General features: G+C 33.8%; 24 protein-coding genes and 2 pseudogenes. 5 read left to right on the forward strand and 21 right to left on the reverse strand.

The window, feature by feature from the left end:
* Positions 1-13: 13 nt before the first annotated feature.
* Positions 14-622 carry a bis(5'-nucleosyl)-tetraphosphatase (symmetrical) YqeK gene (gene yqeK, locus Q9B79_RS06080; RefSeq protein ID WP_306183020.1) on the reverse strand — a complete coding sequence of 203 codons (609 nt, stop codon included), beginning with the start codon at positions 620-622 and terminating at the stop codon, positions 14-16.
* 191 nt (positions 623-813) lie between these two features.
* On the opposite strand from yqeK, the gene Q9B79_RS06085 reads away from it, so the two are divergent.
* From Q9B79_RS06085 to Q9B79_RS06095, 3 genes are all read left to right on the forward strand, one after another.
* Positions 814-1,509: a response regulator transcription factor gene (locus Q9B79_RS06085; RefSeq protein WP_046959467.1), complete on the forward strand. Its 696-nt coding sequence runs from the start codon at positions 814-816 to the stop codon at positions 1,507-1,509.
* Positions 1,499-2,656 (forward strand): sensor histidine kinase, encoded by a 1,158-nt coding sequence (locus Q9B79_RS06090; protein WP_306183021.1) that lies wholly within the window; start codon positions 1,499-1,501, stop codon positions 2,654-2,656. The genes Q9B79_RS06085 and Q9B79_RS06090 overlap by 11 nt, the downstream gene beginning before the upstream one ends.
* Positions 2,657-2,837: 181 nt before the next feature.
* Positions 2,838-3,854: a D-alanyl-D-alanine carboxypeptidase family protein gene (locus tag Q9B79_RS06095; RefSeq protein ID WP_306183022.1), complete on the forward strand. Its 1,017-nt coding sequence runs from the start codon at positions 2,838-2,840 to the stop codon at positions 3,852-3,854.
* A 57-nt stretch (positions 3,855-3,911) separates the two neighbouring features.
* Here Q9B79_RS06095 and Q9B79_RS06100 read toward each other — a convergent pair.
* The 5 genes and pseudogenes from Q9B79_RS06100 to Q9B79_RS06120 all read right to left on the reverse strand — a co-directional run.
* Positions 3,912-4,361, reverse strand: a pseudogene (locus Q9B79_RS06100) (DinB family protein); the annotation flags it as partial.
* Between the two features lie 10 nt (positions 4,362-4,371).
* Positions 4,372-5,112 carry an alpha/beta fold hydrolase gene (locus Q9B79_RS06105; protein ID WP_306183023.1) on the reverse strand — a complete coding sequence of 247 codons (741 nt, stop codon included), beginning with the start codon at positions 5,110-5,112 and terminating at the stop codon, positions 4,372-4,374.
* Positions 5,105-5,665 (reverse strand): nucleoside/nucleotide kinase family protein, encoded by a 561-nt coding sequence (locus Q9B79_RS06110; RefSeq protein ID WP_306183330.1) that lies wholly within the window; start codon positions 5,663-5,665, stop codon positions 5,105-5,107. The genes Q9B79_RS06105 and Q9B79_RS06110 overlap by 8 nt, the downstream gene beginning before the upstream one ends.
* Before the next feature lie 50 nt (positions 5,666-5,715).
* Positions 5,716-6,237 (reverse strand): GNAT family N-acetyltransferase, encoded by a 522-nt coding sequence (locus Q9B79_RS06115; protein WP_372339536.1) that lies wholly within the window; start codon positions 6,235-6,237, stop codon positions 5,716-5,718.
* An 8-nt stretch (positions 6,238-6,245) separates the two neighbouring features.
* Complete coding sequence (locus Q9B79_RS06120) at positions 6,246-6,860, reverse strand: flavin reductase family protein (protein ID WP_306183025.1); 615 nt, start codon at positions 6,858-6,860, stop codon at positions 6,246-6,248.
* 91 nt (positions 6,861-6,951) lie between these two features.
* Between Q9B79_RS06120 and Q9B79_RS06125 the strand changes: the two genes are divergently transcribed.
* Positions 6,952-7,632 carry an ArsR/SmtB family transcription factor gene (locus Q9B79_RS06125; protein ID WP_306183026.1) on the forward strand — a complete coding sequence of 227 codons (681 nt, stop codon included), beginning with the start codon at positions 6,952-6,954 and terminating at the stop codon, positions 7,630-7,632.
* Positions 7,633-7,725: 93 nt separating this feature from the next.
* Here Q9B79_RS06125 and Q9B79_RS06130 read toward each other — a convergent pair whose 3' ends face one another.
* From Q9B79_RS06130 to Q9B79_RS06170, 9 genes are all read right to left on the reverse strand, one after another.
* The gene (locus Q9B79_RS06130; RefSeq protein ID WP_131932346.1) at positions 7,726-8,082 is read right to left on the reverse strand and encodes a hypothetical protein; all 357 of its coding nucleotides are present in this window, start codon (positions 8,080-8,082) and stop codon (positions 7,726-7,728) included.
* A gap of 263 nt (positions 8,083-8,345) precedes the next feature.
* Positions 8,346-10,286 carry an AMP-binding protein gene (locus Q9B79_RS06135; RefSeq protein WP_306183027.1) on the reverse strand — a complete coding sequence of 647 codons (1,941 nt, stop codon included), beginning with the start codon at positions 10,284-10,286 and terminating at the stop codon, positions 8,346-8,348.
* Between the two features lie 49 nt (positions 10,287-10,335).
* Entirely contained in the window at positions 10,336-11,877 is a 1,542-nt protein-coding gene (locus tag Q9B79_RS06140; RefSeq protein ID WP_306183028.1) for an acyl-CoA carboxylase subunit beta, read from the reverse strand.
* Between the two features lie 2 nt (positions 11,878-11,879).
* Entirely contained in the window at positions 11,880-12,668 is a 789-nt protein-coding gene (locus Q9B79_RS06145) for an enoyl-CoA hydratase (RefSeq protein WP_306183029.1), read from the reverse strand.
* Between the two features lie 4 nt (positions 12,669-12,672).
* On the reverse strand, positions 12,673-13,584 hold the full coding sequence (mvaB, locus tag Q9B79_RS06150) for a hydroxymethylglutaryl-CoA lyase (protein ID WP_098880945.1): 912 nt from the start codon (positions 13,582-13,584) through the stop codon (positions 12,673-12,675).
* Positions 13,585-13,605: 21 nt separating this feature from the next.
* Positions 13,606-13,821: an acetyl-CoA carboxylase biotin carboxyl carrier protein subunit gene (locus tag Q9B79_RS06155; protein ID WP_001985297.1), complete on the reverse strand. Its 216-nt coding sequence runs from the start codon at positions 13,819-13,821 to the stop codon at positions 13,606-13,608.
* Positions 13,822-13,847: 26 nt separating this feature from the next.
* Positions 13,848-15,185 carry an acetyl-CoA carboxylase biotin carboxylase subunit gene (locus Q9B79_RS06160; protein ID WP_306183030.1) on the reverse strand — a complete coding sequence of 446 codons (1,338 nt, stop codon included), beginning with the start codon at positions 15,183-15,185 and terminating at the stop codon, positions 13,848-13,850.
* Positions 15,186-15,200: 15 nt separating this feature from the next.
* Entirely contained in the window at positions 15,201-16,346 is a 1,146-nt protein-coding gene (locus Q9B79_RS06165) for an acyl-CoA dehydrogenase (protein ID WP_078384161.1), read from the reverse strand.
* A gap of 216 nt (positions 16,347-16,562) precedes the next feature.
* The gene (locus tag Q9B79_RS06170; protein ID WP_306183031.1) at positions 16,563-17,531 is read right to left on the reverse strand and encodes a YbgA family protein; all 969 of its coding nucleotides are present in this window, start codon (positions 17,529-17,531) and stop codon (positions 16,563-16,565) included.
* 229 nt (positions 17,532-17,760) lie between these two features.
* Between Q9B79_RS06170 and Q9B79_RS06175 the strand changes: the two genes are divergently transcribed.
* Positions 17,761-18,060 carry a WGxxGxxG family protein gene (locus Q9B79_RS06175; RefSeq protein ID WP_306183032.1) on the forward strand — a complete coding sequence of 100 codons (300 nt, stop codon included), beginning with the start codon at positions 17,761-17,763 and terminating at the stop codon, positions 18,058-18,060.
* A 120-nt stretch (positions 18,061-18,180) separates the two neighbouring features.
* Here Q9B79_RS06175 and Q9B79_RS06180 read toward each other — a convergent pair whose 3' ends face one another.
* The 6 genes and pseudogenes from Q9B79_RS06180 to Q9B79_RS06205 form a co-directional block, all read right to left on the reverse strand.
* Entirely contained in the window at positions 18,181-18,834 is a 654-nt protein-coding gene (locus Q9B79_RS06180; protein WP_306183033.1) for a TetR/AcrR family transcriptional regulator, read from the reverse strand.
* A 24-nt stretch (positions 18,835-18,858) separates the two neighbouring features.
* Positions 18,859-19,878, reverse strand: coding sequence for an ABC transporter permease (locus tag Q9B79_RS06185; protein WP_306183034.1), 1,020 nt, complete (start codon positions 19,876-19,878; stop codon positions 18,859-18,861).
* Complete coding sequence (locus Q9B79_RS06190; RefSeq protein ID WP_306183035.1) at positions 19,875-20,600, reverse strand: ABC transporter ATP-binding protein; 726 nt, start codon at positions 20,598-20,600, stop codon at positions 19,875-19,877. Before Q9B79_RS06190 ends, Q9B79_RS06185 begins: the two co-directional genes overlap by 4 nt.
* Before the next feature lie 179 nt (positions 20,601-20,779).
* Positions 20,780-21,031, reverse strand: coding sequence for a hypothetical protein (locus Q9B79_RS06195; RefSeq protein ID WP_000548621.1), 252 nt, complete (start codon positions 21,029-21,031; stop codon positions 20,780-20,782).
* A 213-nt stretch (positions 21,032-21,244) separates the two neighbouring features.
* A pseudogene (locus Q9B79_RS06200) lies at positions 21,245-21,468 on the reverse strand (metallophosphoesterase); the annotation flags it as partial.
* A gap of 114 nt (positions 21,469-21,582) precedes the next feature.
* Positions 21,583-23,019 carry an MBL fold metallo-hydrolase gene (locus tag Q9B79_RS06205; protein WP_306183036.1) on the reverse strand — a complete coding sequence of 479 codons (1,437 nt, stop codon included), beginning with the start codon at positions 23,017-23,019 and terminating at the stop codon, positions 21,583-21,585.
* Positions 23,020-23,083 lie beyond the last annotated feature (64 nt).

Here is a 23,083-nt window from a genome sequence, read left to right on the forward strand (position 1 = left end):
TCTTATACCCTTTCTACTCTACAATTTCTTTTAACTGCCAATATGATTCTTCTAGCCAAGGATGTAAAACTTTCAACTTATCTTTTCTATCCCACAAATATGAAATATATGCAAAAGCAGCATGTTCTAAAGATTTTTCTAATCCTTTTTTTACTTCTGCTAAATATGGTGGTGCTCCATTTTGATCCCATTCTATTTTATCAGCAACAAATAACACTAAATCCATTTTCGTTGCATGTTTACGTAGTGTAGTATGGCAACAAATTGCATTCAAAATTTCTTCATCATCCACTTTAAATATCTCTTTTGCAATTACTTTCGATAACTTTTGATGAATAATCATTGGAAATTCTCGTTCTTCTTGCAATATCTCTATTCCAAATTGCTCAGCAACTACAATCCGATCTTCATTCGGAAAGATTGCACTAATATCATGTAAATATCCTGCAATCGCTGCCTTTTCCCCATTTACATGATACATAACCGCAATTTTATGAGACTCATTTGCCACTCGAATTGAATGTTTATATGTAACTTCTTTATTGTATTTTAATAGAAAAGCTTTTATATCATTTTCAATTTTTCCAGTTGGAGTAAATGAATATATATCCTTATATAACATCGTATGTCCCCTTCTTCCTAATTTTCAGCATAACGTTGTATTTAAATATCCTTTTTATTTGTATTCGTTAAGAATGTTTTAATCCCTTTTTTATACGTTACATGAAATTTTATGTGGAATCATTGCTACAAAATACATAAATGTTTGATATTATAGTAATGTTAATGATTTGTAAGGAAAGGAACTACATAATGAATAAAAACATATTAATTATTGATGATGATAAAGAAATTGTTGAATTACTTGCTGTCTATTTGCGAAATGAAGGCTATAACATTTATAAAGCATACGATGGCGATGAAGCATTGCAAATGATTTCTACATATGAAGTTGACCTTATGATTTTGGATATTATGATGCCAAAACGAAACGGATTAGAGGTTTGCCAGGAAGTTCGTGAGAATAATACTGTACCTATTCTTATGTTGAGTGCAAAAGCAGAAGATATGGATAAAATACTAGGTCTTATGACAGGTGCAGATGATTATATGATTAAGCCCTTCAATCCATTAGAATTAGTAGCTAGAGTAAAAGCTTTGTTACGAAGATCATCTTTCCAAAATGCCACTTCCTCCAAAAATGAAGATGGTATTATCCGTATTCGTTCTGCTGAAATACACAAACATAATCATACAGTTAAAGTCAATGGAGAATACATTAAACTTACATCTATTGAATTTGATATTTTATATTTACTTGCGAGTAATACCGGGAGAGTATTTAGTTCCGAAGAAATTTTTGAACGCGTTTGGAATGAAGATGGCTATGGTTCAAATAAAACTGTAATGGTCCACATTAGTAATTTACGGGATAAACTTGAAACAGGAATGAATGGAGAGAAGTTTATTCATACTGTTTGGGGAGTAGGCTATAAAATTGAGAAATGAAGCATTTGATATATTAAAAGATATCCCAAAGTGGAAGTTAATTTTTTGGTTCATGTTAGCTATCACACTTACCCCCATTACTGAATTAATTATATATCGTCTTGTTACAAGTGTAATTGAAAGTTCACTTACATTAAGCGAACTAGGAAAAGAATTTATTAGAATTTTTGGTTATGAAAAATATAAAGGAATAAAGGAATCTCTTTGGATGATGATCGTCTCTTATTTATTTTTATTTTCGATTTTCTCATCTTACCTATACATTTTTTACCGTCATGAAAGAAAGCTTTACTATGAAGCTTGTATTAAAAAAATGATAGAAGAGATTCGTTATATTGCAAATGGAAACTTCAATCATAAAGTTTCTATTGTAAACCATAATTATTTGGAAGAGCTAGCAAGCGGGGTTAATCAAATTGTTGAACAATTGAAAGTCTCGATTGATGAAGAAAGACAGGCAGAACAAGCAAAAAGTGAATTGATTACAAATGTATCGCATGATTTACGTACTCCTCTTACTTCTATAGTTGGGTACGTGAATTTAATCCATCATGATAATTATAGAGATGAAGTGGAATTACGCCATTATATACAAGTCATTTACGATAAAGTAACCCGTCTTAATGCATTAATGAATGACTTGTTTGAATATACACGTGTTCAAAATAAAGAGTTAAGTTTATATTCTGTCCCCATTGATATTGTAGAACTTCTTGGACAATTAACTGTTCAATTTCGAATACAATTTCAAGAAGCGAATATAGAATGTCGCCCTTCTTTCCCATCTCAAAAACTGATGGTATTAGCTGATGGAGACAAATTAGTACGTGTGTTTGAAAATCTTATTATAAATGCTATCGCCTATGGAAACGACGGTGGATATATCGATTTTGCAGCCTATGAAAGCAATAATATGATTACTATAGATATAACAAATTACGGCCAACCTATTCCTAGTACGGATTTACCTCATATTTTTGAACGTTTTTATCGCGTTGAAAAATCTCGTTCTACGAACACTGGTGGATCTGGTCTCGGATTAGCAATTGCAAAAAGTATTGTAGAGTTGCATAAAGGAACAATTGAAGTATATAGTGATGATACAAAAACAACTTTCACTGTAAAACTACAACAATATAAATGTTAATACAACTTTATTTTAGGTCCAATTTCTTACCATATAAGAATTGGACCTTTCATTTTTCCATTAAAGCCCAAAATTTAATAATATTTTATAATTCTTTAGAAATTCTTTACCTTTTCTTTCTTACTAATTAAGCATTCCTTTTTACAATACTATTATTGATGCCATAGTAGGAGGATCGCTTATGCAATTCTTAAAAAAGTTCACAATTTTATTCTTATCTTTTGTTATTACAGCACTTATCGTTTTATATTTTTACCTTTATGTAAATGGTCCAATTATTCAAGCTAAATCAGCTATTTTAATAGATGCTAATTCAGGTGAAGTTGTTTATAAAAAAAATGAAGATATTTCTATACAGTCAGCTACTTTATCTAAATTAATGACAGAGTATATCGTAATGGAACAACTGAATGAAGGAAAAATACAATTAGATGAATTAGTAAAAATAAGTAACGAAGTTTTCCGAGCAGAAACAAGTCCTATACAAGTAACTTCGAAAGATAAAACGACAGTTCGTGATTTACTTCATGCATTGTTTTTGACAGGGAATAATCGTTCCGCACTTGCCCTTGCAGAACACATTGCTGGAAACGAAGATAACTTTACACTTTTAATGAATGAAAAAGCAAAACAACTAAAGTTATCACAACCATCCCCGTTTCTAAATGCTACTGGTATGAATAACGATACAAATAAACAATCAAATACAACAGCGATAGATGTAGCGAAACTAGCGACACAATTAGTAAAAGACTTTCCAGATGTATTGAATATTACGAAACTAACCTCTTACCAATTTACCTTCAAAGATTCAAAAGTTTTCAATACAAATAAGATGATTTATTCCCTTAATAAAAACATTAATCTCCAAGGTGTTGACGGCTTACAAACTAGTTTTTCAACTAATGGTAATTATAGTTTTGTCAGTACAGCACATCGAGGAGATACTAGACTTATTTCTGTAATATTAGACTCAAATGAAGAAAACAGTACCTTTATTGAAACAAAAAAACTACTACAGTACGGTTTTGATCCATCCTCGTACTCTTCACTCCAAGCTTTTAAAGATGCTGTTACATCTTGGACAGTATTGCTTCAATTTAAAAATTTAGTCATACAGACATTATTGATTTTCTTCATTATTACATTTTTAATGTTTTTACATATACGCCAGAAAAAATCCGAGGATTTCAACTAGGAAATCCTCTTATATATAACAACGGCTTGCATTTACAGTGCAAGCCGTTTTCTAAATTTATAATCCTCTTCCAATTAAATTAGCTGAAATGGGCTGAAGATTTAACTCTCTTGCCCACATAGATAGCTGACCAATGTGATGAATTTCATGTACAATTACATGCCTTAACACTTCACCGTATGTATATGTTTTATCTGTCCACGAAGCTTTTGATATCTTACATTCTAGGCTAGGTGACCACAACTGCAAAAAATCATCTAATTCTCGTTTATATAAATCAGATAACGCTTTCACTTTTTGGATTGATTGATAATCTTTAAACTGCGGTTCATTATCTTCTTTTCTTTGAAGTGCACTAATCCAGCTGTATTCAACATCGACAATATGGAATAATGTTTCTAAAATACTTCCTACACCACCTACACGCTTGCGGAGCAATTCTTCCTCTGAAAGTTGTTCACACCACTTAAACCAATCATCTCTTACTTGCCAATTGTATTGAAATAAGTGTACATATTTATCTCTCCCTAACCTCTATTATCCACTTAACAGCATCTGTTATATATTGAGGCTCATCTTTTTGAATATAGTGACCGCTTTGTTTTGCAATTACAAATTTATTATTGCTTGATAATCGTAATAATTCTTCTTGCAATTGCAACCATTTCATTTGTGCATCCGGCGAATAAAAAGCTTTTTTACCCGCAGCTAACACGACAAGTGGAATATCATTCATTGATTTACAATATCTATCTACTTCACTTAAACTAAATGTAAACTCTTCATATGAACTTTCATATACAAACTGTTTATAGTACGCTTCTTGAAAATCAGTAGCCATGATTGGTAAAAATGCTTCTTTATAATTTTCTGGTGTCGAATCCACTAAAACGATTCCCAACATATCTTCGGGATAAAAAGTCGCAAATAAACGTGCATTTATACCGCCAAAAGAATGCCCTACAAAAATATAAGGTGGTTTCAATTGTATTTGCTCCAAGCAACACCTTAAATCCTTTACGATTTCAGAACTAATACGCCTCTTAGAACTCTTCTCACTTTTCCCTAATCCCGCTCGATCATATGTAAGGACCGTCCCATATTCCGTCAACTCTTCAGCAATATGGTCCCATGTCTTTGAATAATCGCCATAACCTGCCTCCATTATAATAACTGGCTGCAGCTTCTTTCCTTGGAACTTTTTCGTATACATTTTAAAATCGTCAACTTGTACATATTCCTCTATACATTTAACCATTTACAATCACTTCTCTCAGACCAAGTTCCTCTACAGCATGATTAATTATTTCACTTACAGATAAAGAGCCATCCAATATAATTTCCGAATTCGGCTTAACAGTATGAATTGCTTCTAAATAAGCTTTTCTCGCAAATGTCATATAATGTTTCAAATCATTATGTATTTCATCTATTGTATCTCCTTTAAAATCTCTTAAAATTCTTCTAGCCAGCGCAATATCTAAAGGTGTATCGATAAATATAGTTACATCAATAAATTCTCGCATTTCACTATTTAAGTCTGCGAAAGGATAATCTACAATAATATAATCTACATTATCCTCTCGTATAAGATGCTGAATATCATGAATTAATGGCGTAAGCTCCCATTCATCATAATTTGCTCCATCATCAATCCATTTACAAATATCAGTAGGACAATTTTCAAAATGATAGCTATCAAAATATAGTGCTTTTGAATTTTTTAGCTTTTCAGTTAATTTTTCTGTAACAGTAGTTTTACCTCCTCCTGAAACAGCTGCAATTGTAATGATTTTCGTTTTATTATTCATAATCCCCACCATACCCCTTTTAATTAACATAACATAATTACAGAAAACTATTATTCTTTATCGCTCCATTCATATTCTAACATGCTCATTTCCCATAAATTCCAATACGTTTCTCCTACTTTTTTTGACTCTCGTAATAAACCTTCTTTTACAAATCCTATTTTTTCATAACATGAGATGGCCGACGTATTAAAATCATAGACACCAAGAGTTACTCTATGTAGTTTTAATTCTTCAAATGCAACTTGTAGTACTGCCTTCATCATATGTTTCCCTATAGAACGTCCTCTCATTTTTGTATCACCAACTAGCACTTTTCCAATCCTTGCCGACTTATTAATATTGTCTATTCGCCCAAGTGAAATATGACCAATTACTTCTTTACTCTCTTCATCTATTACTTTAAATGCAAGCGTATTTGCGCTTTCTATATATTTTTCTAATTGTTTTTCGTTTAAGGGATATGCAAATGCATTTCCTGACCATTGTATTAAAAATTCTTCGGAATGGATCCAGTTCATTAATTGTTTAAAATCGTTTCTTTTAAAGGGTTCTAGTTTAATCATTTCCATACTCCTTATCATGCCCGATAATTTTCACCTAGCTCTTTTCCAATTGAAAAATAATGTCTGAAATTATAAAACAACGGTTTCCATTTTAATGGATCAATATGATTTTCACTTTTAATGATCTCGTTATGTGCATGCACATGAACGACTTCAGTTTCAACAATTGCAAAGAAAGGTGCATATTCTGGAATATGCATTTCCTTCACTTTTGCTTCAATTTGTATTGGGCACTCCACTATTCGCTGTGGCTGTATTTTGGTTGAATCGATTAAAGTGAAATCACATACTGATACCTTGTCTTTTTTATATGTATATCCCATGTCTTGCTTAAAATTAGGAACATTTTCTACACCAGTAAATGGTGCAATTTTCTCAACTTGTTCCCATTGTAATGAAGAAGGTAAATTTACTACACATTCTTTATTAATTTCAAGATTTTGAATCGCTTTTCCTCCAAGACCTATGCCTAAAATAATATAATTCCCTAAAGCCCATGAAGATGACATAGGACTAACATTTGTTGTACCGTCCTCATTCAAAGTAGATAATAAAAAAATTGGCATACCATAATATAAAATCTTCGGTTGTATCTCTTTACATACAAACTTATTTATTTTTAAATCCATATTATCACTCCTAATATTTTCTATAAATCTATTGTAACTAATAAAAACTTCCATTATCATCGAAATATGGATGTAAAAAGGAGGGAATAAGATGAGTACAAATATTGCACGAATGGCATCGTTACTTAGTGATGCATCTCGATCCGCTATCTTAGTTCATCTTATGGACGGACGACCTCACCCTGCAACTGAACTGGCTAATGCAGCAAAAATCAAACCACAAACAGCAACTTTTCACCTTAATAAATTGTTAGAAGCACAGATTATCTCAGTTGAAAAGCATGGAAGGCATCGTTATTATAAACTAACAAATCATGAACTAGCCGATTCTTTAGAAAAAATCCTCTTCATTACGCAACCTGAACCAATTCAATCGTTTAAACAAGCAAAAGAAATGAATGAAATTGAATTCGCTAGAACATGCTATGATCATTTAGCTGGAAAATTAGGCGTAGAAATCGCAAATGCATTATTAAGAAAAGAAGTATTAGTAAAAAATGAAACTGATTTTCAAGTAACTAAGATTGGTGAGAAATTCTTTTATGATCTTGATATAGACTTAGAAAAATTACAAACTAAAAGACGATTATTTTCAAAATGTTGTTTAGATTGGACGGAAAGACAACACCACATTGCAGGCGCATTAGGAAATATACTTTTAGAACGAATGCTTGAAATGAATTGGATTATAAAAGTAAAACACTCAAGAGCAATACATATTACTCCATTAGGTCGACAAAAACTTAATGAAGTATTTTCAATAAAAATTTAGTTTTTATTCATTTTCATTGAAAAAGGAAATAGTATTCTTTAGTCTATTAAAAAAGGCCATTCACAAGAATGGCTTTTTCATAAAACTATTTAATTATGCTTTATTTGCTACATCCACACCGTTAAAATCAAACTCAGCAGTAACTGTTGTAACAGGAGGGAAAATTGCTTCAATTTTGCAAATTGAGATAATTACCCCCACTGAACCAGGAATAGCAGCAAGCTTAACTACATCACAACTTACAGATGAAACAGTACCTACATAAGTACGTCCCTCTGTGTTAATTTGTACTGTACGATTAATTAATTTCTTAAGCTCGTCTCTAATTCCTTGCACACAAGAGTCATCACATTTCTCATTTTGTTCTTTTTTACACTCTTCGAAAATATCCCAACAATCATCCTGTTTACACGTACACTTCTTTTTACAATTATTAAACCTAGAACCCAAAATCTCACCCCCTAATCATTTCTATTAATATAGTATGTCCACTAACTTTAAAGTGTACGAGGCAAAAACATAGAAAGGAAAAAACAAACACATGTACTAAATATAAAACAAATGTACTACTGTATGGACTTCAAGTGTATATACTTGGAATCCTCATATTAATAATTAATTAAATGTCTTTTTCTATTCAGCGCAATGCAAGAAAAAATAAAAACTGACCTCTAACAATTAGAGGTCAGTTCATATTATACATATTTTATTTCTTATATTTTACTAGACTGCAACCCCTGAATAAACGGAACTACTTCAGGATTTACAAGTGATGATAAATCACCTAATTCTTTTCCTAAATAAGCAGCTTTAATGACGCGTCGCATTACTTTAGAATTACGTGTTTTTGGTAAATCTTCTACAACGTGAATATCTTTTGGACATAATGCTTTTCCAATATGAGAGTTTACTAAACTCATTAATTCTTTCTTTAACTCTCCTGTGAATGTTATATTGTCCCTTAATACTACAAAACAATGACAAACTTCACCTTTTACTTCATCAGGTACACCAATCGCGGCAGCTTCTATGACATCATTATGCTTTACAAGAATTGATTCATATTCAGCAGGTCCAATGCGTTTTCCAGCAATGTTTAACGTATCATCTGAGCGTCCTGTAATAATATATTGCTCACCATCATAAATCACCCAGTCACCATGAACCCATTTATTTTCAAAACGTGACCAATATGTGTTCACATAACGCTCATCGTCTTCCCAGAAGCTCTTTGTCATACCAACCCACGGTTTCTCTAAACATAATTCTCCAACTTCATCACGAATTGGATTACCTTGATCATCGAGAACAACTGCTGCCATTCCTGGTAAAGATGCATTAAAACTAATCGGTGCAATTGGTTTAATAAGGACGTTTCCGAAAATGCCACCAGAAATTTCAGTTCCGCCTGAATAGTTACAAATTGGTACATTACTTTTTCCAACTGTTTCAAATAGCCACATCCAAGGGTCTGGATTCCATGGTTCACCTGTTGAGGCGAAAACTTCTAAACTCTTAAGCGAATGTTTATTTACATATTCATCACCTTTTGCCATTAACGCACGAATTAATGTTGGTGATATACCGAGATGTGTAATTTCATATTTATCAACTGTCTCCCATAAACGATCTGCCTCTGGGAAGTCAGGTACACCTTCATACATAACCATCGTTGCTCCATTTATGAGAGAGCCGAATAGTAGAAATGGTCCCATCATCCATCCCATATCAGTTACCCATAATACGCGGTCACCTTGTTTTATATTCATTCCAAATCCTGCATCAAATGCAGCTTTCAAAGGGAAACCAGCATGTGTATGTACTGTTCCTTTCGGTTTCCCAGTTGTACCTGATGTATAAATGAGCATTAATGGATCATCACTATGCATTTCTTCAGCATGTACAAATGGCTTTTCTTTTTCTAACGTACTCCATGAGAAATCATAATTATGCGGTGTAAATTCGTTTCCCGCATGACGAACGATAACAACTTTTTCAACAGTTGGACAATGTTCACAAGCTTTATCTACTTCATCTTTTAATGAAACTATTTTACCGCGGCGTGAAAAACCATCTGCAGTAATGATCATTTTAGATCCTGCCGCTTGCACACGTGTCATGACTGCATCAGACGCAAAACCTGAGAATATTGGTGAAATAATTGCTCCGATTTTCATAACAGCTAGCATTGCAACAACTGTTTCTGGAATCATCGGCATATAAATTGTTACACGGTCACCTTTTTCAATACCCGCATGTTTCAAACCGTTTGCAACACGACTTACCCAGCTGTCAAGTTCTTCATATGTAAATGATTTTGAAGTTCCATTTTCCCCCTCATACTGAAGTGCTGGTTGTGTTCTTGTTTCATCATCTGCAAGCCAGCGTGATAAAACTGATTCTACAACGTTACATGTTCCGCCATTATACCACTGTGCAAACGGCGTTCCATTTTCTAAATCTAGCACTTCTGTATAAGGTTTCATCCATTGATAGCCAACCGCTTTTTCAGCTTCTCCCCAAAACCAAGCTGTTTCTTCAATAGATTTATTATAAAACGTTTCATAATCTTCATAGCCCAATGATTTCATCCAACCATACAAACGCGTTTTTTCTTTATACTCTTCTGTTGGAAACCAAACTGCTTGTTTCAATGTTTTCCCCTCCTTGACTTTTTGAGCAAGAAAGCCCTAATTAGGGCTTTTAAACTGGATAAACAGGATGTTTACGATCCGTAAATACTTGATATTTACTCATATACATTTCGAATCGTCCTTTTAACTCTTCTCTTAAATTGTTTGGATGAACAATACCATCAATGACCATCTCTGATGCTAAATGGTAAATATCAATATCTTGCTTATACTCTTCGCGTTTTTCAGCAATGAAGCTATCACGCTCTTCTTCTGGTAAAGCAGCAATCTTATTTGCATATACAGCATTGACCGCGGCTTCTGGACCCATTACCGCAATAGAAGCTGTTGGTAATGCTAGGCAGCAATCTGGTTCAAAGGCTGGACCCGCCATCGCATATAAACCAGCACCATATGCTTTACGAACAACGATAGAGATTTTTGGTACAGTTGCTTCACTCATTGCAGAAATCATTTTCGCACCGTGGCGAATAATACCAGCACGCTCTACTTTTGTACCAATCATAAATCCAGGTACATCTGCAAGGAATAATAATGGAATATGATATGCATCGCATAAATTAATAAACTTCGCTGCTTTATCAGCTGAATCGTGGAATAATACGCCGCCTTTCATACGCGGTTGATTTGCAATAATACCAACGGGCTTACCATCAATACGTGCTAAACCTGTAATAAGTTCTTGAGCAAATAATTTTTTCACTTCATAGAAAGAACCTTCGTCAATAACTCTATTAATGAGATCTTTCATATTGAAAGGAGCATTTTGATTTTCTGGAATGATTTGTTCTAACGTTTTATCGAATTGTTTCGGTTCTTGAGGTGTAGCCAATGGAGTCTTTTCTAAGTAGTTGTTTGGAAAATATGAAATGTATTGTCTTGCTTGTGTAATTGCATCTTCTTCTGTTTTACATAAAACATCTCCGCATCCTGATACTGAGCAATGCATACGAGCTCCGCCCATCTCTTCTAACGTTACCTTCTCACCAATAACCATCTCAGCCATACGAGGAGATCCTAAATACATAGATGCATTTCCTTCCACCATCATAACAACGTCACAAAAGGCTGGAATATATGCGCCACCAGCGGCCGAAGGGCCAAATAATAAACAGACTTGCGGAACTTTACCTGATAATTTCACTTGATTATAGAAGATTCTTCCTGCACCGCGGCGCCCTGGGAACATTTCAACTTGATCGGTAATACGCGCTCCAGCAGAGTCAACTAAATAAAATAATGGAACACGTAATTTTTCTGCCGTTTCTTGAATACGTAAAATCTTTTCAACTGTACGTGCACCCCATGATCCAGCCTTTACTGTTGAATCATTTGCCATTACGCATGCAGTACGACCATGTATTTTACCTGTTGCCGTTACAACACCATCAGCAGGTAATCCTGTTTGTTCACAATTTGCAAATAATGCATCTTCTACATATTCACCATTATCAAATAAAAGAGCTAATCGATCTCGAACAAATAGTTTTCCTTTTGCTTTGTTTTGTTCATGATACTTTGGTGCGCCACCTTGTTTAATCGTTTCAACTCGTTCTTCAAATGTATTCGATTGTTGTTTTTGGTCTAACATATTTACTCCCCCTTATACATTGGTATGCGTTTTTCCTTGAATGCTTGTAATCCTTCTAATCTATCTTTCGTATGGATTACACCTTCATACGCTTGTTTTTCCATTTGTAATCCGGTATGTAAATCAACTTGAATACCGTTTGAAATTGCTTCTTTTGCTAATCGAACAGCAATAGGACCATTACTAGCAATTTTCTCTGCTATTTCAATCGCTTTTTCTTCAAGTAAATGAGCTGGTACAACAAATTCTACTAGACCATATTCTTTCGCTTCTTGCGCCGAAATACGTCTTCCTGTATAAATTAATTCTTTCGCTCTACCAACACCAATTAATCTTGGCAAACGCTGCGTACCACCTGCTCCTGGTATAATTGCAAGAGTCGTTTCAGTAAGACCAAGACTTGCAGATTCAGCCGCAATTCTAAAATCACAAGCTAAACTTAATTCCGTACCACCACCAAGTGCGATTCCATTTATAGCAGCAATAACTGGCTGTGGTAATTGTTCAACCATTTCCATAGTAGAACGAATCATACTAACAGCATGACGAACTTGTTCTTCACTCATGCCAGCACGTTCTTTTAAATCAGCTCCGGCACAAAATGCTTTTTCACCAGCACCTGTTAGAATAACTACACGGGTATTAGACTCTTCATTTATTTGAGTTAATATGTTTTGTAACTCTTCTAATAACGCTAAAGATAATGAGTTTGCTTGTCTTTCACGATATAATGAAATCTTTACAACGTGAGGTGTTACATAATCAACTGAAATGTTTTGTAATTGTAGCATCTTCTCACCTACTTATCGTTTTATGTTGAAGCGCTCTATACACATGACTCGGTAATTGGATATTTAATTTACTTTGAATAAATTGACTCGCTCTCAATAACTTCTCTTCATCAATATTCGTTTGAACCCCTAACTTATGGAGCATATGAACTAAGTCATCAGTTGCAACATTTCCTGATGCTCCTGGTGCATATGGACATCCACCAAGACCACCACAAGAACTATCAAATGTAGTAATACCATATTCTAATGACTTAACTACATTCGCCAGAGCCATTCCATACGTATTATGGAAGTGCATTGCAAACTGCGAAGCATCATATTTCTTTAATAAATGTTCTAATACTTTCTCTACTTGTAACGGATTTGCTACACCAATCGTGTCACCAAGAGAGACTTCATAAATGCCATATGAAAATAGTTGATTACATAATTCGTCAACTGCTACGACGCTTATATCTCCTTCATAAGGACATCCAAATACTGTAGAAACATAGCCCCTTACCTTTTTCCCTTCGAATAATGCCTGTTTTGTTATATCTTCAATTACAGCTAATGCTTCTTTAATTGATTTATTAATATTACTTTTATTATGAGATTCACTTGCTGATAAAAAAACATTCACCTCATCTACATTTTGCAAAAAAGCTCGTTCCAAACCATTTTGATTTGGAACAAGCGCTGCATATGTAACATTTGGATCCCTTTTCAGCTCAGAAAACACATCATTTGCATCTGCTAATGCAGGGACCCATTTAGGGTGAACGAATGAGGAAACTTCAACGTACGATAATCCTGCCTCTGTAAGTAGTTGAATCCATTTTACTTTATCTTTTGTGCCAACAATCTTTTTTTCATTTTGTAAGCCATCACGTGGCCCGACTTCTTTAATGACAGCAAAATTAGGTAGTTTCAATTCGCTTCCCCCTATATCTCCCTATTCAATTTCTAGTAATACATCTCCTTCATTTACAAAGTCGCCTTCTTGCACATTAATTTTCATAACTGTGCCAGCTTCTTCTGAAACGATTGGAATTTCCATTTTCATAGATTCCAAAATGACGACATCCTGCTCTTCCTCTACTGTATCTCCTACTCCTACAACAATCTTCCATACATTTCCTGCCATCGATGCATATACTTTCGTCATCATTTTTTCCCCCTTAATATTGTTAAATCTTATTTTTTAACAAGTTGTTTCGTTACAAAACCCGTTGTATAAATACCACTTTTGAACACATCATCTTCTAAAACTTGAATTAACATTGGCGTGTTCGTTTTAATGCCTTCTACCTTTAATTCTTCTAAAGCATCATGTAATTTCAAAATTGCTTCTTCACGAGTTTCACCATGAGCAATGACTTTCGCAATCATTGGATCATAGAAAGGTGTAATCGTTACTTGATTCTCTAAAAAGTGATCAATACGTACATTTGTTGGAAGCGCTAAATCTGTAATTTTCCCAGGTGATGGGAAGAAAGTCTTCGGATCTTCTGCATAAATACGTGCCTCAATGGCATGACCACTATGTTTTACATCATCTTGTGTAAACGATAATTTCTCACCATATGCAATTAAAAGTTGTTGTTCTACAAGATCTAAACCAGTAATTTCTTCTGTAACTGGATGCTCTACTTGTAATCTCGTATTCATCTCTAAGAAATAGAAGTTTTTCTGATCATCAACTAGAAACTCAACTGTACCAGCATTTGTATATCCTAGAGCTTTGGCAGCTTGTACAGCAACTTCACCCATCGCTTTTCTTGTACCTTCATCTAAAAATGGAGAAGGTGCTTCTTCAATCACTTTCTGATTTCGGCGTTGTACTGAACATTCACGCTCCCATAAATACACTATGTTACCATGTGTATCTGCTAAAAGCTGAATTTCAATATGGTGTGCATCTGCAATATAGCGCTCTAAATACATTTCTCCGTTACCGAAAAAGTTTTGCGCTCGTGTTTTGTTGCTTTCAAATGCTTTGGTGAGCGTTTGCTCAGTTTCCATCAACTGCATTCCAATGCCTCCGCCGCCTGCGGATGCCTTCAACATTAATGGATAACCAATCTGTTTAGCGATTTCAATTGCTTCTTCAGCAGTTTCAATATTTGTAGTAATCCCTGGAACTACTGGGACATCTGCAGCTTGCATTGCAATACGTGATTCGATTTTACTTCCCATCTTCGTAATGATTTCTTCTGACGGTCCGATAAATACGATTCCTTCTTCTTTACAGCGAACCGGAAAAGACGGATTCTCAGATAATAATCCATATCCCGGATGGATTGCTTCAGCATTTGTCTTCTTAGCTATCTCAATAATTTTTTCAAGGTTTAAATAGCTTTCTTGGACACGCGGCCCACCTACTAAGTACGCCTCATTTGCCATTTTTACATGTAGGGCATTTTCATCTGCCTCAGAATAAATAGCAACAGTGCGAATGCCAAGTTTTTGACAAGTTTTCATAATACGAACTGCGATTTCCCCGCGATTAGCAATTAATATTTTTTGAAACATAGTGATCCCTCCCTTTTATCTACATCCTAAATGTCTAGCAATTACGAGACGTTGAATTTCAGAAGTTCCTTCACCAATTTCTAATAGTTTCGCATCACGAATATGTCGTTCCACTTCATATTCACGCATATAACCGTATCCACCGTGAATTTGTACTGCTTGATTTGCAATACGGCTTGCTGCTTCCGATGCGAAAAGTTTCGCCATAGCCGCTTCTTTACCGAAAGGTTTATCGTTATCTTTTAGCCAAGCTGCTTTATGTACTAAATTACGAGCTAGCTCTACTTCAGTCGCCATATCAGCTAATTTAAATTGAATCGCTTGGAAATTAGAGATTGCTTTTCCGAATTGTTGACGTTCTTTCGCATATTGCAGTGCACGTTCAAATGCAGATTGCGCAATACCAACAGCTAATGCTGCGATTGAAATACGTCCTCCATCAAGTGTATATAAGAATTGTTTAAATCCTTTATTTACATCACCAAGAATGTTTTCTTTCGGTACACGTACACCATCAAGTACGATTTCACATGTATTAGAAGCACGAACACCCATCTTATCGTAAGGACTTGAGATTGTTAATCCTTCACTTGTAGTCGGTACAATAAATGCCGAAATGCGTTTTCTACCGTTGTCTTCAACACCGTTGACAGCGGTTACAATAATTGTATTTGCATACTCTGCATTTGTAATCCAACATTTTTCACCACTAATAACATACTCGTCTCCATCTAATACAGCTTTCGTTTGTGTACCACCTGCATCAGATCCTGCATTCGGCTCAGTTAATCCGAAAGCACCTAACGTTTTACCTGATGCCATTGGAACTAAATATTTCTTTTTCTGTTCTTCTGTACCGAAATAATAAATTGGAGAAGCACCTAATGAAATTGTTGCAGCGTAACTTAATCCTGTGCCACCACAAGCACGACCAATTTCTTCAACTGCTAACGCGTACGATACAGTATCGCCACCTGAACCTCCATACTCTTCAGGGAATGGGATGCCTAATAATCCTAGTTCGCCCATTTTTTGAAATGTTTCATATGGAAATTCCGCAGTTTTGTCATAATACACAGCTTTCGGTGCGATTTCCTTTTCAGCAAAGTCACGTACCATTTCTTTAATCATTTGTTTTTCGCGAGTTAGAGTAAATTCCATTCCGCTACACACCCCTTATCGAATATTGAGTTTCGACAGCGTGCGAGTTTCTACTACAAACACTACAGATTAAAAGACAAGAATATTAGTTAGATAATTGTTATAATTCTGTCATAATCTAATTTTAAAACAGATTCTGTACTAATGCACAAAAAAATTCCTACATTGTTCTACAACAACATAGGAGTTTTCTTGTCGAAATATGTAATTTATTGTTTAATAATCTCTACCTTTACCCGAATCTGAAATCTCTACTAACGCTTCAGGGTATGGTTCGAAATATGTTTGTCGTAATAAATACTTTTCATCAAATCGAAGAGCCCATGATTTTAAAATTGCAAGTATGCTACTAAGCGGGCTTTTCTTTTCTTTATATTTTTGTATCAGATCTAAAAAATGATCTTTTTCTTGTTTTTTCAATTTTGTTTTAAAATATCCAAAAATATGTTCACATACATTTACATTTGATGTATAGCGGGGTGTGCGCATAAATAATTCATATAAAGTTTTCTCATAATTTTCAAATACCACTTCAATCTTTTCATTTTTGTGATTTGCAATGATTCGCCCCAATTCCTTTTGTTTTACCTGATTATATGCCATAAATAAATATTTATTATCAGACTGAAAGGATACAAGATCTTTCATATTTTTATTATGTTTGATCATTTTGTAATACGCGATTGTAAATAACCTTGTAAAGAAATGTTCTCTAATAATAAAATTCGACAATCTACCTTCTTCTTCAATTGGAAGATACGAAAATTTTTTTATTACCGCTCCGCCAAATAAGCCTGATCCCTTTCCTTTCGCTGGCGCCTTTTCAAAACCAGAATAAATTTTTACATCACGAGTACCACAACTTGGCGAACGATTCTTTAAAATAAAACCATCCACCTCAGGTATCGTTTGTAAAAAGTCATTTGAAAATTTCTCCATTTTTTTAGTTACATCTTCCCGCGTCGACGGCTGCACAAGCTTATTCACACCATTTTCTTCTACAATTCGTATCGTTTCACGAGGAGTACCCAATCCGATTTCGACTTCTGGACAAACAGGTATAAATGTAACAAATGGCTGCAAATTCCGTATTGTTACATCTGGAATCATCTCTCCATTATAACGACAAGCATCAAATTCTAAACATTTACTTACAACAATTGTTGGTTTTGCAAATTGTCGCATTTCATTACCTCCTTTGTACTAGTCCGTACCATATAAATTGTACTAAGTTTAGTATCATAATCAAAGTTTGTTTTATTTATATTTTAATGAATATTTCCAATGACATTTTAACAGTTATTTAACTCTACGACGTAAAGATTTTCGCTTTATCAATATGGTTTGATACTGTCATATGAATAATGCACAAAAGAGTTGGAGAATGTAATACGTAAGAAAGGAGGGGAAATTTATGAAGAAAAAATTATCATCTATTTTAAGTGTTTTAGCACTATCTATTATGTTTTTAGGCACATCTGCCCAAGCTGAATACGATGGAAATCATATGAATAGAGTTAATAACACTGATATTTCAACTCGAGTTACTGACAATAACTTAGACAGAGTTAATAATGATGTGAGAACTCGAAATGTAAATACGACAAATGATTTAAATAATAATCGTGATAGAAATAATAATTGGGCTTGGCTTGGTTTATTAGGACTAGCAGGATTATTAGGTCTTAGAAGAAGAGACAAAGAAGTACGTTAATCTAGAATGTTTTCATAAACAAGTACTTATTTATCAAAAATATAACATATATAAATCGCCTTTTTAAAGGCGATTTATTATTTTACTTAAATGTATCATATGTAATTCATACTTCGACGATTAAATTCGTGGCGTTAATCCGTACAATATAAATTGAATCGTATTTTCAATTTCCACTTCATCATTCCATTTTTCTTCTGGTAATAATAAAAATCGTGTTAATAATAAACCTAATACAGCTGATAAAGTAAGTCGTAATACAGAAGATGGCGGCATTTCAATAATTTCTCCGTCTTCTTGAAACTTTACAATTAATTTTTTAAAATGTGAAAGTAACTCTGTTTCTACTAAATGTTGTATTTCATTTTTCAGTTCTGGCTGAAATGGCACTTCTTGAATTAATATTTTTATCATTGGAAAATGCTTTTTTGCAAATTCAAATCTATTATGAATCACAACTCTTAGAAGCCCTTCGTATGATTCATACTCCGATTTAAATATTTCCTTTGCGAAGGCTTGTACGAAAAATGGTGCAGCAAACTTTGTTAATGTTGGCATGACGACTGCTAACAATAAATCTTTTTTCGTTTTATAGTAGCGGAAGATTGTTCCTTCCGCTACACCAGCACGCTTTGCAATTTCATTTGTTGAAGTTGATGCATATCCTTTTTCTCCAAACATATCAACAGCTGCCTCTAGTATACGCATTTGACGTTCATTTCGTTTATCCGTATTTGTTGCAGCAATTAATTCTTCTAGCCAATCCTTCTTCATCTATAATGCCCCTTTGTATCATCATTATATTTTTCGATGTTTCTTTAATGCAAATACATTTCCTATTGCAAATAATACTGAGAAAAATAGTAAAACAGTTAAATCTAATGCAATCTCTATAAATCCTTGATTTCGAATCATCACTTGTCTCATTGCGTCAGCGCCGTATGTGAGCGGAAATAATTTCCCTAACATTTGAAGCCACTTATTCATCGATTCAATTGGAAACAAACCAGAAAAGAATATTTGTGGCACAATGACAAGCGGTATAAACTGAATCATTTGAAATTCATTATTTGCGTACGCTGATAAAAACGTCCCTAAAGTTAATGCCGTTAAAGAAAGCATACATGTAATAAGTAGGGTTAGCCATATAGAGCCAGCTATATACAAATCTAAAATATAAACTGAAAAATTTACGATTATAATGGATTGTATAAGTGCAAAGATCCCAAAACCAATAATATATCCTACAACTATTTCCCATCTTTTAATTGGAGTCGATAATAACCTTTCTAAAGTACCACTTAAACGTTCTCTTACGAAAGACACCCCTGATAAAATAAATACAAAGAAAAATGTAAAGAAACCGATTAATACAGGACCAAGCCCATCAAACATTGTAAAGTCTTTAGAGCCATGTAAATAATTCACTTCAGTTTTCATAGTTGATACATCGTTTTTCTCTGTACTCTTTTGTAATATTTGAAGCACAGCACGATTTTTTGACGAATCACTACCTTCTAATACAATATTCATTTTTCCATTTTCTAATCGAATTACTGCATCTACCTTTTGTTTCTCCAACTCAGACATTGCCTTTTCTTTACTATATTCATAAATTGTCGCTTCCTGATTTTTCATCACTTTTACTACCTGAGCAGGTATGTCAACAACAGCGATATGCGGTACATAGTCTTTTTGTGTAAACACTAGCGACAATAACCAAAGTAATAACATAGGTGCTCCAAACATCATCGCTAACGAACGTTTATCCCGAAAAAATTGGCGAATAATACGAATGATTACACCGGTAACTCTCATGATAGGTCCACCTCTTCCAACAAAAAGACATCTTCAATCCGCCCTGAAGATACCCGCTTTTTCAATTCTTCAGGTGTTCCAGTCGCAACTAGCTTTCCTTCTCTAATTAACCCTAGGCGTTCACAATATTCAGCTTCGTCCATTATGTGTGTCGTTACAATTATCGTTGTGCCTTTCTTTTTCAAATTATAAAATTTTTCCCAAATCGTTTTTCTAAGAATAGGATCTATCCCAACTGTTGGCTCATCTAAAATTAATATTTCAGGTTCATGAAGGAGGGCTATCGCTAATGATAAACGCTTCTTCATCCCGCCTGAAAAGTACTGTACTTGCTTTTTCATCTGTTGTGATAATTGAACAAGGTCAAAAACCTCTTGTATTCTTTCTTTTTTATGCTTCCCCTTTAATCCATACATTGTTGCCATAAAATCTGCATTTTCATATGCTGATAATTCTTCGTATAATGCATCCGCCTGAGCCATATAACCAATTTTTTTCATTTCATTTAAATTAGGCATGTTCGTGTTGTAAACAAACACTTCACCTTCTGTTGCCTCATTAATACCAGCAATCAATTTAATAAGTGTCGTTTTCCCTGAACCAGAAGGCCCAACTAAACCAAATATCTCAGCTTTTTCAACTTGCAATGAAAGATTGTGTAACACTTCTTTTTTTCCAAAACTTTTTGACACAGTTCGCAAAATAATGGAAGGTTTCTGCACGTTTTATTCCCCCTTTTCTAAAAATGAGTGAGTACTCACTTTTATTTTACTCTTGCGTAATTATATGTCAAACTTCATTGATTAGTATGTATTTTCAATCTTAAACAATGAAACAGAGTCGACATCAGAATATCATTTCTTAAAGTCGACTCTGTTTCATTTACATTATATATTTTACTTTACGTTTTTAAATTCATATACTTTCTAATTCTAGCAACATCTAAAGAGTATTCGATAACTAACTGCTGTAACGGTAAAATAACTGTGTCAGGATATAAATGTGCATATTGTAATGTTTCTGCATATTTTTCTAACCTTTTTTCTAAATACTTTATAATTTGATCAGGATGACTAACTAATAAACATTTACAATAATAATGTATTTGTTCCTCAATCGCCGTATACTCTTCAATCTCATATTCTTTATGCATGTGTACACCCCTTTAAGTTTTTTCACATGAGTTACTTATCACATTTTTCACTCGACTAATTTTTAAGTTTTTTGATTATTTACACTATAACAAACTCTTCGGGTCAAATTTTGTTACTTTATGTAACGTAGAAAATTTTTAACAAAATTGTAATGTTAACTTGTATAAAATGCATATTGTCTATTTATTTTTTTATACAAAAAATCGTACAGTTCAATTTAGCTGTACGATTACAAGTACCGGCCTATTAAAAATCCTTTTCGGAATGATACTATTGCCTAATCCTCTACTCACTATCCTATGCGTATTTTGTTTTTCATATAAACCGGCTGTATATGTAGGGAAAACCCCTTGATTTGGAGCAACTAATTTGCTGATAAAACTATATCTATTTGCTCATTAGCATAATTCTGAAAAAATTCAGGTCTATAGAATAAATCATCTATTTCTCCTATTTTAATATACTATCTAAATGTGGTGCTCCTATATATAGATATACTTCTATGTAATCCCAATTTTTCTTATTGGATAATTTAATGGAACTTATTTCCTTATACATTGCGATTACATATTATATATGGAAGTTCTTCTTTTTTCCACGCAAGAAATCCTCCCTTTAAATTCACTACTTCCTTTATACCAGCTCTTTGTAAAATACTAGCTGCTATAGCGGAACGCAATCCGGTTCGACATTGTAAAACGATTGGGCAATCTTTTGGAATGCAATCTAGTTGCTTAGATAGATTTCCTAAAGGGATGTGTATTGCATCATGAAGATGTCCTTCCTCCCACTCCTTTTCACTTCGTACATCGATAACCTTAACTTTTCCATCTTTTATATGCGGATATAATTCAATTGATGTTTTTTCTTTGTAATTTTCAAATTTATCAAGTCTTTGTATTACCTTTAAAGGTACAAAAGCAATAATATTGTCTAGCCCAATAGATTCAAAGTCTCTAATAACCTCCTCCACTCTAACCTCTTCCTCATCTAGTATGATTAAAGTTTCTGCTTTATAATCTAGTAACCATCCACACCACGTTGTAAAAGAATTGTTATAAGGTATGTTAATTGATTTCTCAATATGACCAGAAGCAAAACGCTCTACATCCCTTATATCAACTATTTGTTGAACGCTCCTCATAACTTCTTGAAGTTCTTCTACTGTTTTAATAGCAAAAACTTCCCTCTTCTTTCGAATTGGAGGACCGTACTTATTTAAATTCTTCATTAATGAAAAATACTTTGGAGGCTCTGGCTGTCCCGTCAATAAAGTCGATACAAACTCACCTTCTTCATTACACTGAAATGCCCAATTAAACATCTTTTCATAACCTAATGTAGAAGTTGGAATTGCTCCTAATGCTTTTCCACATGCACTTCCTGCACCATGTGATGGCCATATTTGCAAATAATCAGGGAGTATTTTTATTTTTTGTATAGAATCAAATAATTGTTTCGCTCCTATTTTTGCAGTATCTTTCATACCTACAGCAGTTTCTAATAAATCCGGTCTTCCTATATCTCCTACAAATATAAAATCACCTGTGAATATTCCCATCGGCTTATCATTCGTATAATTATTTTGACTCGTATCAGTTACTAAAAAAGAAATACTCTCAGGTGTATGCCCTGGGGTGTGAATTACATTAAATTTTATATGACCTATTTTAAACTCTGTGCCCTCTCTAACCAATTTGTATCGACCTTCGTTAAGATATTGATATTTCCAATCACAATCTCCTTCATCAGATACATATAACTTTGCATGATAAAGATTTGAAAGTTCTTTAGACCCAGAAAGAAAATCTGCATGAATATGAGTTTCAGCCGCAGCAATTACTTCTATTCCCTCTTTCTTAGCAAATTCTATATATTGTTCTATATAGCGACTTGGATCAATTACAATTGCTACGCCTTCCTTCTGACAACCGACTAAATAAGAAGCATGTGCTAATTTTTCATCATAAAAATATTTTAAAAGCATAGCTATTCCCTCCAAATAGTTAATTCAAAATGATTTTCAATTTTCATTACCGCTTTCTCTCTTC

The organism is Bacillus sp. MHSD_36 (assembly GCF_030757775.1).
Lineage (GTDB): Bacteria > Bacillota > Bacilli > Bacillales > Bacillaceae_G > Bacillus_A.

Excerpts from the sequence above, each read along its gene's own strand:
- yqeK (WP_306183020.1), bottom strand. The coding sequence starts at position 622 with ATGTTATATAAGGATATATATTCATTTACTCCAACTGGAAAAATTGAA.
- Q9B79_RS06085 (WP_046959467.1), top strand. The coding sequence starts at position 814 with ATGAATAAAAACATATTAATTATTGATGATGATAAAGAAATTGTTGAA.
- Q9B79_RS06095 (WP_306183022.1), top strand. The coding sequence starts at position 2,838 with ATGCAATTCTTAAAAAAGTTCACAATTTTATTCTTATCTTTTGTTATT.
- Q9B79_RS06105 (WP_306183023.1), bottom strand. The coding sequence starts at position 5,112 with ATGGTTAAATGTATAGAGGAATATGTACAAGTTGACGATTTTAAAATG.
- Q9B79_RS06110 (WP_306183330.1), bottom strand. The coding sequence starts at position 5,665 with ATGAATAATAAAACGAAAATCATTACAATTGCAGCTGTTTCAGGAGGA.
- Q9B79_RS06115 (WP_372339536.1), bottom strand. The coding sequence starts at position 6,237 with ATGGAAATGATTAAACTAGAACCCTTTAAAAGAAACGATTTTAAACAA.
- Q9B79_RS06120 (WP_306183025.1), bottom strand. The coding sequence starts at position 6,860 with ATGGATTTAAAAATAAATAAGTTTGTATGTAAAGAGATACAACCGAAG.
- Q9B79_RS06125 (WP_306183026.1), top strand. The coding sequence starts at position 6,952 with ATGAGTACAAATATTGCACGAATGGCATCGTTACTTAGTGATGCATCT.
- Q9B79_RS06140 (WP_306183028.1), bottom strand. The coding sequence starts at position 11,877 with ATGTTAGACCAAAAACAACAATCGAATACATTTGAAGAACGAGTTGAA.
- Q9B79_RS06145 (WP_306183029.1), bottom strand. The coding sequence starts at position 12,668 with ATGCTACAATTACAAAACATTTCAGTTGATTATGTAACACCTCACGTT.
- Q9B79_RS06155 (WP_001985297.1), bottom strand. The coding sequence starts at position 13,821 with ATGATGACGAAAGTATATGCATCGATGGCAGGAAATGTATGGAAGATT.
- Q9B79_RS06160 (WP_306183030.1), bottom strand. The coding sequence starts at position 15,185 with ATGTTTCAAAAAATATTAATTGCTAATCGCGGGGAAATCGCAGTTCGT.
- Q9B79_RS06165 (WP_078384161.1), bottom strand. The coding sequence starts at position 16,346 with ATGGAATTTACTCTAACTCGCGAAAAACAAATGATTAAAGAAATGGTA.
- Q9B79_RS06170 (WP_306183031.1), bottom strand. The coding sequence starts at position 17,531 with ATGCGACAATTTGCAAAACCAACAATTGTTGTAAGTAAATGTTTAGAA.
- Q9B79_RS06175 (WP_306183032.1), top strand. The coding sequence starts at position 17,761 with ATGAAGAAAAAATTATCATCTATTTTAAGTGTTTTAGCACTATCTATT.
- Q9B79_RS06180 (WP_306183033.1), bottom strand. The coding sequence starts at position 18,834 with ATGAAGAAGGATTGGCTAGAAGAATTAATTGCTGCAACAAATACGGAT.
- Q9B79_RS06185 (WP_306183034.1), bottom strand. The coding sequence starts at position 19,878 with ATGAGAGTTACCGGTGTAATCATTCGTATTATTCGCCAATTTTTTCGG.
- Q9B79_RS06195 (WP_000548621.1), bottom strand. The coding sequence starts at position 21,031 with ATGCATAAAGAATATGAGATTGAAGAGTATACGGCGATTGAGGAACAA.
- Q9B79_RS06205 (WP_306183036.1), bottom strand. The coding sequence starts at position 23,019 with ATGCTTTTAAAATATTTTTATGATGAAAAATTAGCACATGCTTCTTAT.